This window comes from Phyllobacterium sp. P5_D12 (assembly GCF_054049495.1).
On the sequence record NZ_JBFUMG010001079.1, the window covers coordinates 1 to 767 of the forward strand.

Here is a 767-nt window from a genome sequence, read left to right on the forward strand (position 1 = left end):
CCCTATTTGATACTGCCGACCAGGAGCTGGCGGTCGTCATTGATCGAGACCCATGCGCCGGTATTGTTCGCCGCCTGACGCTTCAAATAATCATAGTTGGTTTCGTTCCACGGCTTTATGCGCAGTTCAAGGTTGTCGAGAACGTAGTCGCCGCGATCCGTGCGAACGGTGAGAACCGCATGGCCTTCGCCATTCATCTGGCGAACGACAGTAATCAGGAGATCACTGATCGGCACGCCGCTCTCGTTCAGCAGCTTCCGCTTCAGAAGGACGTAATCTTCGCAATCGCCGACGGTTGTGGGATATGACCAGACTTCCGCCTTGCCCCAGATGTCCATATCTGTCGCGGGCTGGATCTGCGCATTCACTTGGCTGTTGATCTGAACCATGAGGTTCCAGATCTTCGGCGTTAAGTGAGCAGGGCTGTTATCGCTGCTCTTTATATTGCATTCGCTTCTGTAGGCCTGGCAAAATTCGTAATGTCCGATCGGCTGAGATGTACGCCCGCCTGTCTTCATGAATGCCATGCTCGAATCGGCTTGTGCGGTCATGCACATCAAAAAGAACGCCGCTCCAAGCAAGATTGTATTTTTTATCATTTCCCGTCGTCTCCCCGGTTGAGGCGACAATGGCAGAGAGAGTTTGACCGAGCGGAAATGTCGATGAGTAAATATGAATCAAGTTAGTAGCAAAAAATAAACTAATTAGACTATAACTAAGTATTAATGTATATTACTATTTTATTTAAATGTGATATATATTGTATT

General features: G+C 48.2%; 1 protein-coding gene. It reads right to left on the reverse strand.

Going from position 1 to position 767, the window contains the following annotated elements:
* Nucleotides 1-2 precede the first annotated feature (2 nt).
* The gene (locus ACXJ5O_RS28810; protein WP_457302889.1) at nt 3-599 is read right to left on the reverse strand and encodes a transglutaminase-like cysteine peptidase; all 597 of its coding nucleotides are present in this window, start codon (nt 597-599) and stop codon (nt 3-5) included.
* Between the last annotated feature and the right edge of the window lie 168 nt (nt 600-767).

Excerpts from the sequence above, each read along its gene's own strand:
- ACXJ5O_RS28810 (WP_457302889.1), bottom strand. The coding sequence starts at position 599 with ATGATAAAAAATACAATCTTGCTTGGAGCGGCGTTCTTTTTGATGTGC.